The sequence below is a fragment of the Aquabacterium sp. A08 genome (assembly GCF_011742065.1).
This window is the reverse complement of sequence record NZ_JAAQQT010000681.1, coordinates 8,005-15,862: the sequence shown is the minus strand read 5'-3', so window position 1 is coordinate 15,862 and position 7,858 is coordinate 8,005. Positions and strand designations below refer to the sequence as shown.

Here is a 7,858-nt window from a genome sequence, read left to right as displayed (position 1 = left end):
CGCGAACTGCTGGACGAGGCCTATGCCGGCGACATCATCGGCATCCCCAACCACGGCGTGCTGCAGCTGGGCGACACCCTGACCGAAGGCGAGAACCTGCAGTTCACCGGCCTGCCTTTTTTCGCGCCGGAAATCATCCGCAGCGTGGAAGTGGCCGACCCACTGCGCGGCAAACAGCTCAAGGCCGGCCTGACCCAGCTGGGCGAGGAAGGCGCCATCCAGGTGTTCCGCCCCATGGCCGGCAGCGTGCTGATGCTGGGTGCCGTGGGCCAGCTGCAGTTCGAGGTGGTGCAGCACCGGCTGGACACCGAATACGGCGTGAAAGCGCGCATCACCCACAGCCCCTACCAGGTGGCGCGCTGGGTGACCTGTCCCCCGGAAAACGGCGGCGAGGTGGAGCTGAAACGCTTCATCGACGCCAACATCCACCGCATGGCCTGGGACGCGGTGGACGCGCCCACCATTCTGGTGGACCACGGCGCCACGCTGCGCGCGGTGGAGGCCAACTGGCCCAAGATCCAGTTCCACGCCATGCGCGAACACGCGGGGCTGGTGTTCCACAAGGCGGTGTGACGCGATGCAACTGTTTGCCCCCCTCTACGAGCGGGCCATGCGCTGGGCCCGCCACCGCCACGCCCCCTGGTACCTGGGGGCCCTGAGCTTTGCCGAATCGTCGTTCTTCCCCATTCCGCCGGACGTGATGCTGGCGCCGATGTGCCTGGCCCAGCCGCAACGCGCCTGGCGCTTGGCCTGGATCACCACCCTCACCTCGGTGCTGGGCGGGCTGCTGGGCTACGCCATCGGCGCGCTGGCCTTTGCCTCGGTGGAGCCGTGGCTGCAGGCCAGCAAGTACTGGACGGCCTACCAGACCGCGCTGGCCTGGTTTGCCGACTGGGGCGTGCTGGCGGTGTTCATCGCCGGCTTCTCGCCCATCCCGTACAAGGTGTTCACCGTGGCCGCGGGCGCGCTGTCCATGGCGCTGCTGCCGTTCACCCTGGCCTCGCTGGTGGGGCGCGGGGCGCGCTTTTTCCTGGTGGCCGGGCTGATGCGCTGGGGCGGTGCGCGCATGGAGGCCCAGTTGCGTCGGCACATCGACCGGCTGGGCTGGGCCACCGTGGCGCTGGTGGCACTAGGCGCGGCGGTGTACGCCTTGCGCTGAAGCCGGCCCCAAGCCCCCTTTTTCCAGCGCGGCCGGCCACGTGGCGCGCGCCGCCCGGCGGGACGCCGGGGGTCAGGCCGCCGCCAGCAGGCGCTCGAGGGCGCGCGGGTAGATCAGGTGCTCCTGCGTCAGCACGCGCGCGGCCAGCGCCTCGGGCGTGTCGCCCGGCAGCACCGGCACCACCGCCTGGTCCAGAAATTCGCCGTGGTCCAGCTCGGCGGTGACGCGGTGCACCGTGGCGCCGGCGAACTTGCAACCGGCCTCCAGGGCGCGGCGGTGGGTGTGCAAGCCAGGAAACGCCGGCAGCAGCGACGGGTGGATGTTGACCAGCCGACCGGCGTAGTGCGCCACAAACGCCGGCGTGAGGATGCGCATGAAACCGGCCAACACCACCAGCGCCGGGCGGCCGGCCGGGTCCAGCCCGTCCACGGTGCGCACCAGGGCGGCGTCGAAGGCCTCGCGGCTGTCGTACTGGGTGTGCTCGACCACCGCGGTGGCCAGGCCCTGTTCGCGCGCCCAGGCCAGGCCGCTGGCGGCGGGCCGGTTGCTCACCACCCCCGCCACCCGGGCGCCCCAGCGCTGCGCCCAGCGCCCGGCCTGCGCGGCCCGCACGATGGCCTGCATGTTCGAGCCCTGGCCCGAGATCAGGACGACAATGTTCTTTTTCGGCATCTGCGACATAAGCAAGGAAGTGTAATGACCCCGACGACCCCCACCCTGCCGTGGAAGGCGCCGCTGAGCGCTGCCGAAGCGCGCGTGCTGGCGACCCTGATGGAAAAGGCCCGCACCGTGCCCGACAGCTACCCGCTCACCCTCAACAGCCTGCAGTCGGGCTGCAACCAGAAGTCGGCGCGCGACCCGGTGATGGCGCTGAGCGAGCACGACATCGCCGAGGCGCTGGACGGCCTGCGCGAGCGCAGCCTGGTGATCGAGTCCAGCGGCGGCCGTGCCACCCGCTACGAGCACAACGCCGGCCGGGTGCTGGGCGTGCCCGACCAGGCCGCCGCCCTGCTCGGGCTGCTGATGCTGCGCGGCCCGCAGACCGCGGGCGAGCTGCGGCTCAACAGCGAACGCTGGCACAAGTTCCTCGACATCGGGTCGGTGGAGGCGTTCCTGGACGAACTGCAGGAACGGCCCGAGGCCAAAGGCGGCGCCCTGGTGGTGAAGCTGCCGCGCCTACCGGGCGCGCGCGAGCCGCGCTGGGCCCACCTGCTGTGCGGGCCGGTGGACGCCAGCGCCCATGCCGCCGCGGCCGAGCCCACGCCTGGCGCCGAGACCCCGGCGCTGCTCGAACGGCTGGTGGCCCTGGAGGCCCAGGTGCAGCGCCTGCAGGACCGGCTGGACCGGCTGGACCCCGCCGCGCCCTGACCCAAGGGCGCCGCGGCCGGCTGTCGCGGTGCGGACACACAAAAAGAACGATCGTGCTAAAAATAAGCACCCTTTGAAGGAGACAACCCCCATGGACTTGGCATTCACGCCGGAAGAACTGGCGTTCCGCGACGAGATCCGCACCTGGGTGCGGGCGAACCTGCCCCAGGACATTGCCCAGAAGGTGCACCAAGCGCAGCGCCTGTCGCGCGACGACATGCAGGCCTGGGCCAAGATCCTGGGGCGCAAGGGCTGGCTGGGTTATGGCTGGCCCCAGCAGTTCGGCGGCCCGGGCTGGACCGCCGTGCAAAAACACCTGTTTGAAGAGGAATGCGCCCTGGCCGGCGCGCCGCGCATCGTCCCTTTCGGCCCGGTGATGGTGGCGCCGGTCATCATGGCCTTCGGCAACGCGGAGCAGCAGCAGCGCTTCCTGCCCGGCATCGCCAGCGGCGAGGTCTGGTGGAGCCAGGGCTACAGCGAACCCGGTTCGGGGTCGGACCTGGCCTCGGTCAAGACCCGCGCCGAGCGCGTGGGCAACCACTACGTCGTCAACGGCCAGAAAACCTGGACCACGCTGGGCCAGCACGGCGACTGGATTTTCTGCCTGGTGCGCACCAGCACCGAAGGCAAGCCGCAAACCGGCATCAGCTTCCTGCTGATCGACATGAAATCGCCCGGCGTGACGGTGCGCCCCATCAAACTGCTGGACGGCGAGTGCGAGGTCAACGAGGTCTGGTTCGACAACGTGCAGGTGCCGGCCGAGAACCTGATCGGCGAGGAAAACGAGGGCTGGACCTACGCCAAGCACCTGCTTTCGCACGAGCGCACCAACATCGCCGACGTGAACCGCGCCAAGCGCGAGCTGGAGCGCCTCAAACGCATCGCCCAGGCCGAGGGCGTGTGGGATGACCTGCGTTTCCGCGACCAGATCGCGCTGCTGGAGGTGGACATCGTGGCCCTGGAAATGCTGGTGCTGCGGGTGCTGAGCGCCGAAAAGTCCGGCAAGAACTCGCTCGACATCGCCGGCCTGCTCAAGATCAAGGGCAGCGAGATCCAGCAGCGCTACACCGAGCTGATGATGCTGGCGGCCGGCCCGTTCAGCCTGCCCTTCATTTTCGAGGCGATGGAGGCCGGCTGGCAGGGCGACTTCCCCGGCGGCACCGTGGCCAACGCGCCGCTGGCGGCCAACTACTTCAACATGCGCAAAACCACCATTTACGGCGGCAGCAACGAAGTGCAACGCAACATCGTCGCGCAAACGCTGCTGGGCTGAGGAGACACGAGATGGATTTCGATTTTTCCGACGACCAGGCGCAACTGCGCGACGCGGTGGGCCGCTGGGTGGACAAGGGCTACGGTTTCGAGCGCCGCCGCGCGGCGGTGGCCGCCGGCGGGTTTGACCGCTCCGCCTACGCCGAACTGGCCGAGCTGGGCCTGACCGGCCTCTGCGTGGGCGAGGACCATGGCGGCCTGGGCATGGGCCCGGTCGAGGGCATGGTGGTGCTGGAGGAACTGGGCCGCGGCATCGTGCTGGAACCGCTGGGCCAGACGCTGATCGCCAGCGGCGTGCTGGGCGCTTACGCCCCGGCGGCGCTGCAGGCCGACTGGCTGCCGCGCATCGCCAGCGGCGAGGCGCTGGTGGTGCTGGCGCACCAGGAGCGCGGTCTGCGTTACCAACTGGGTGCCGCCCACACCCGGGCCACGGCCCAAGGCGATGGCTGGACCGTGACCGGCACCAAGAGCCTGGTGCCGGCCGGTGACCGGGCCGACGCCTTCCTGGTGCCCGCCCAGACGCCGCAAGGCCTGGTCCTGTTCCTGGTGGCGCGCGACCAGGCCGGCGTGAGCACCCAAGGCTACGTGACCCAGGACGGCTCGCGTGCGGCCGAGGTGCGGCTGGACGGCGCCACCGCCCAGCTCGTCAGCGCCGAGGGCCAGACCGCGCTGGAGCACGCGGTGGACATCGGCATCGCCAACGTCTGCGCCGAGGCCGTGGGCGTGATGGACCGCACCCTGGCCCTCACCGTGGACTACCTGAACACCCGCAAGCAGTTCGGCGTGGCCATCGGCAGCTTCCAGGCGCTGCGCCACCGCGCCGCCGACATGAAGATGCAACTGGAACTGGCGCGCAGCATGAGCTACTACGCCACCCTCAAGCTGAACACCCCCGCCGCCGAACGCCGCCAGGCGCTGGCCCGGGCCAAGGTGCAGCTGGGCCAGTCGATGCGCTTCGTCGGCCAGCAGGCGGTGCAGCTGCACGGCGGCATTGCGGTGACCGACGAGTACATCGCCAGCCACTACTTCAAGAAGCTGACGCAGCTGGAGATGACCTTCGGCGACACCCTGCACCACCTGGGCGAGGTGTCGGCGCGGATGCAGGAGACGGCGGGCGTGTTCGCCTGACCGGCCAACGGGCCGCCGGCCCGTTGCCGGTGCTGCCGTGGCGGGCTCAAACGCCCAGCCAGCCCTGGCGCCAGGCCCACCCCAGCCCGCCGCACAGCAGCGCCAGCAGCAGCCACCACGGCCAGGGGCTGGAGCGGTCGGCGTAGGGGTCGCTCAGGGCGCGCTCGGCGCCGGCCGGCAACTGCGCCACGCCGGTGAGCGACGCGCCAAACGGCAGGTTGATGCGGGCGCGGATGTTGACCGCCCAGCCGTTGGCGTCCAGCAAAGGCCCGAGGTTGCGCCGGCGCAGCTTGAGCCAGGCCAGCAGCATGGAGGGGCCCGAAATCAGCAGCACCAGCCCCAGCAGCACCAGCGGCATCTGCCACACGGGCAAGGACAGGAAGCCGGTCACCACCGCCGCCAGCGCGGTGCCCAGGGCGCCCAGCGCCAGCCCGATGGCGGCAAAAATCCCGGCGAAGCGGGCGATGTCGAAGGCCTGGGCCTTGGCGTCGGTCGCGGGCGGCGGCGCCTCGGCCTGGGTCCCGGCCTGGGCCACCCGGGCGGCGGCCTTGGCCTCCACGTCCTTGTCGCGCGAGGCGGCGAACTTCTGGACCTGCTCGCCCACCAGGCGGGCGATGCGCCGATACGGCGACCAGAACGCCTGGCGCACGCTGATGGGCGCCTCCACCACCTTGACCACGCTGGCGTTCCAGTCGCGGCCCTGGCGGTCGTAGAAGACGCCGTTGCGGCCGGGCACCATCATCTCGTCGGCGTCGCCGCCGGTCATGGCCGCGACGACGGTGATGGGCGCCTCGCCCTGGCGCACGCACTGGCAGTACACCAGGTAGGTGCCCGACAGCGGCGCCAGGCTGGCGTGGCGCGCCATGTCGGCCACGCGCAGGCACAGGTCGCAGCTGCGCTGGTCGATGTAGAGCGTGCCGGCCTGGAAGATGGCGGGCCGCTCGCGGCTGTAAAAGTCGTTGAGGTTGACGAAGTTGCGCAGCAGCGTGACCAGGTCGCGCCGCAGGTGGACCAGGCGCTCCAGCGCCTCGATGGCGGTGGCGCTGGCGTCGCTGGCCTGGTCCTGCGCGATCAGCGCCCCGAGGGCGGCCGGGGCCGGCCCGGCCAGCAGCGCGCGCAGGGTGTCCGGCGGCAGGTCGGCCACCGGGGTGTCGGGCCGGGCGGCCCACCAGTCGCGGTAGGCGCCGAAGCGCGCCGCCAGTTCGTCCCACTCGGCCGGGGTCAGCGCCTCGCGCTCGCCCAGGGCAGGCCGCACCACCCGGTCGCGCAAGGCGGCCACGCGGGCCTGCCAGGCCGGGTTCAGGCCGTGCACCAGCGGCAGCGCGCCGTTGGGCGCCACCAGGGCCAGGGGCAGCCCGGCCACGCCGTCGTCGGCGTCGCTCAAGGCCTGGGCGGCCAGTTCGGCGTAGCGGGTGTCGGGCGGGTTGAGGGCAGCGGTGGCGCGCCCGTCGAAGGCGGCCAGGCGGCCACGGGTGTAGTAGTCCTGCACCTTGGCCTGCACCGCGTCGAAGGCGGCCAGGGCGTCGGCCGTCTGCGCGCCCCAGGGCAGCCCGCCCAGGGCGGCGGCGCTGCCGTGCCAGTCCAGCACCTGCTGGGCGGCGGCCAGGAAAGCGTCCAGCGTCTCGCGCGACACGCCGGGCTGGCCGCTGCGGTCGGCCACCGGGCCCTGGGTGGCCAGGACGTGCCCGATCAGTTCGGCCACCGCGGCGTCGGGGGCCAGCTCCGCCGGCACCACGCCGTCGCCGTTCAGGTGGCCGGGGGCAAACAGCTGTGCCGGGTCGGCCAGGTCGGCCACGGTCAGCGCGCCGGCGTCGGGCTTGCCCAGGCGCATCAGCACCTGCTGGGCGGCGGCGCGCAAGCGGGCGCTGGCCTCGCCCTCGGGGCACAGCGCATCCAGCGGCAGGCTGTCGCCGGGCTGGAACAGCAGGCCGGGGTCGCGCAGCACGCTGCAGACCCAACGCACCGCCTCGCGCAGCTCCGGCACGCGGATGCGGCCGTCGCCGTCGGCATCGATCAGCGCCAGGGTGCGCGGGTCGAACTCCAGACCAGCGGCCGGGCAGGCCAGCACCGCCCAAAGCTTTTGGTCCAGCTCGGCCAGGTGGCGCAGGTCGTCGGCGCTGTCGATGCGGACCTGGTCAAACCCGCCCGAACGGAAAAACCGCCAACGGTGCGCGCCGGGGGCGCGGGAGTCTGTGCTCATGGGGGTGCTCCTGGCTCGGGGCGGGGGCGGCCCGCCCGGGGATGAATCGACGCCGGCTCAGGCCGACATGCAGACCAGTTCGAAGTGCTCCACCACCGGCGGCTGCACGAAGAACGGCCCGACGATGGCGCGCCACTGGGTGAACAACTCGCTCTGGCGGAAGCCCACGGTGTGGTCCTCCAGCGTGGCCCAGTAGATCGTCAGCACATAGCGGCCGGGCGACTCCAGGCTGCGGTTGACCTTGTAGCCCCGAAAGCCGTTGGCCTGGGCGATGACGGTGTCGGCGCCGCGCTGGATGGCGGCTTCAAAAGCGGTGGCCTGGGCGGGGTCGATGCGGAGGTCGGCGTGTTCGAGGATCATGGTGGGGGCAAGGTGCAGGGGCGCAAAATGGAAGCCATGATAGCCCGATGGGGCGCCCACCCGCGCCGGGGTGAACCCGGTACCGCCGCTCAGGTGTGCAACCGCGAGTTTCTGGGCAGGTGCAGCCGTAAAAATTCCATCTGGTCGGCCAGGATGCGGCGGTTGCGCAGGATGAAGTCTTCCCACAGGCTGGGCACGTAGGGCGCGTACAGCAGCGCCATGCGCGCCTGCTCGGGCGTGCGGTTGCCCTTGCGGTGGTTGCAGGCGCGGCAGGCGGTGACCACGTTCATCCAGTGGTCGCGCCCCTTTTGCGCCAGCGGCACGATGTGTTCGCGCGTCAGCAGTTCCTCGGCGAATTCGTCGCCGCAGTA

The 7,858-nt window shown here is 71.4% G+C and carries 8 protein-coding genes and 1 pseudogene; 5 read left to right on the top strand and 4 right to left on the bottom strand.

The genetic code is table 11. The features are described from left to right. Together prfC and HA630_RS17290 are read left to right on the top strand one after the other, a co-directional pair. Positions 1–573: pseudogene (gene prfC / locus HA630_RS17295) on the top strand (peptide chain release factor 3); the annotation flags it as partial. A gap of 4 nt (positions 574–577) precedes the next feature. Then, positions 578–1,159 carry a YqaA family protein gene (locus HA630_RS17290; RefSeq protein WP_166836281.1) on the top strand — a complete coding sequence of 194 codons (582 nt, stop codon included), beginning with the start codon at positions 578–580 and terminating at the stop codon, positions 1,157–1,159. 72 nt (positions 1,160–1,231) lie between these two features. On the opposite strand, the gene purN is transcribed toward HA630_RS17290, so the two are convergent. Beyond that, complete coding sequence (gene purN / locus HA630_RS17285) at positions 1,232–1,840, bottom strand: phosphoribosylglycinamide formyltransferase (protein ID WP_166836279.1); 609 nt, start codon at positions 1,838–1,840, stop codon at positions 1,232–1,234. Between the two features lie 36 nt (positions 1,841–1,876). Between purN and HA630_RS17280 the strand changes: the two genes are divergently transcribed. From HA630_RS17280 to HA630_RS17270, 3 genes are all read left to right on the top strand, one after another. Beyond that, positions 1,877–2,527, top strand: a complete 651-nt coding sequence (locus HA630_RS17280) for a YceH family protein (RefSeq protein WP_208300142.1) — start codon at positions 1,877–1,879, stop codon at positions 2,525–2,527. Between the two features lie 91 nt (positions 2,528–2,618). Further along, positions 2,619–3,800: an acyl-CoA dehydrogenase family protein gene (locus HA630_RS17275; RefSeq protein WP_166836275.1), complete on the top strand. Its 1,182-nt coding sequence runs from the start codon at positions 2,619–2,621 to the stop codon at positions 3,798–3,800. An 11-nt stretch (positions 3,801–3,811) separates the two neighbouring features. Next, positions 3,812–4,927 carry an acyl-CoA dehydrogenase family protein gene (locus HA630_RS17270; protein ID WP_166836273.1) on the top strand — a complete coding sequence of 372 codons (1,116 nt, stop codon included), beginning with the start codon at positions 3,812–3,814 and terminating at the stop codon, positions 4,925–4,927. A gap of 46 nt (positions 4,928–4,973) precedes the next feature. Here the strand turns inward: HA630_RS17270 and HA630_RS17265 are convergent, their stop codons facing one another. The 3 genes from HA630_RS17265 to HA630_RS23770 all read right to left on the bottom strand — a co-directional run. Continuing rightward, positions 4,974–7,127: a hypothetical protein gene (locus HA630_RS17265; protein WP_166836271.1), complete on the bottom strand. Its 2,154-nt coding sequence runs from the start codon at positions 7,125–7,127 to the stop codon at positions 4,974–4,976. A gap of 57 nt (positions 7,128–7,184) precedes the next feature. After that, entirely contained in the window at positions 7,185–7,487 is a 303-nt protein-coding gene (locus HA630_RS17260) for an antibiotic biosynthesis monooxygenase (RefSeq protein ID WP_166836269.1), read from the bottom strand. 89 nt (positions 7,488–7,576) lie between these two features. Continuing rightward, a partial coding sequence (locus tag HA630_RS23770) for an HNH endonuclease (RefSeq protein WP_243855499.1) occupies positions 7,577–7,858 on the bottom strand: 282 nt, incomplete at its 5' end.

Excerpts from the sequence above, each read along its gene's own strand:
- HA630_RS17270 (WP_166836273.1), top strand. The coding sequence starts at position 3,812 with ATGGATTTCGATTTTTCCGACGACCAGGCGCAACTGCGCGACGCGGTG.
- purN (WP_166836279.1), bottom strand. The coding sequence starts at position 1,840 with ATGTCGCAGATGCCGAAAAAGAACATTGTCGTCCTGATCTCGGGCCAG.
- HA630_RS17260 (WP_166836269.1), bottom strand. The coding sequence starts at position 7,487 with ATGATCCTCGAACACGCCGACCTCCGCATCGACCCCGCCCAGGCCACC.
- HA630_RS17265 (WP_166836271.1), bottom strand. The coding sequence starts at position 7,127 with ATGAGCACAGACTCCCGCGCCCCCGGCGCGCACCGTTGGCGGTTTTTC.
- HA630_RS17275 (WP_166836275.1), top strand. The coding sequence starts at position 2,619 with ATGGACTTGGCATTCACGCCGGAAGAACTGGCGTTCCGCGACGAGATC.
- HA630_RS17290 (WP_166836281.1), top strand. The coding sequence starts at position 578 with ATGCAACTGTTTGCCCCCCTCTACGAGCGGGCCATGCGCTGGGCCCGC.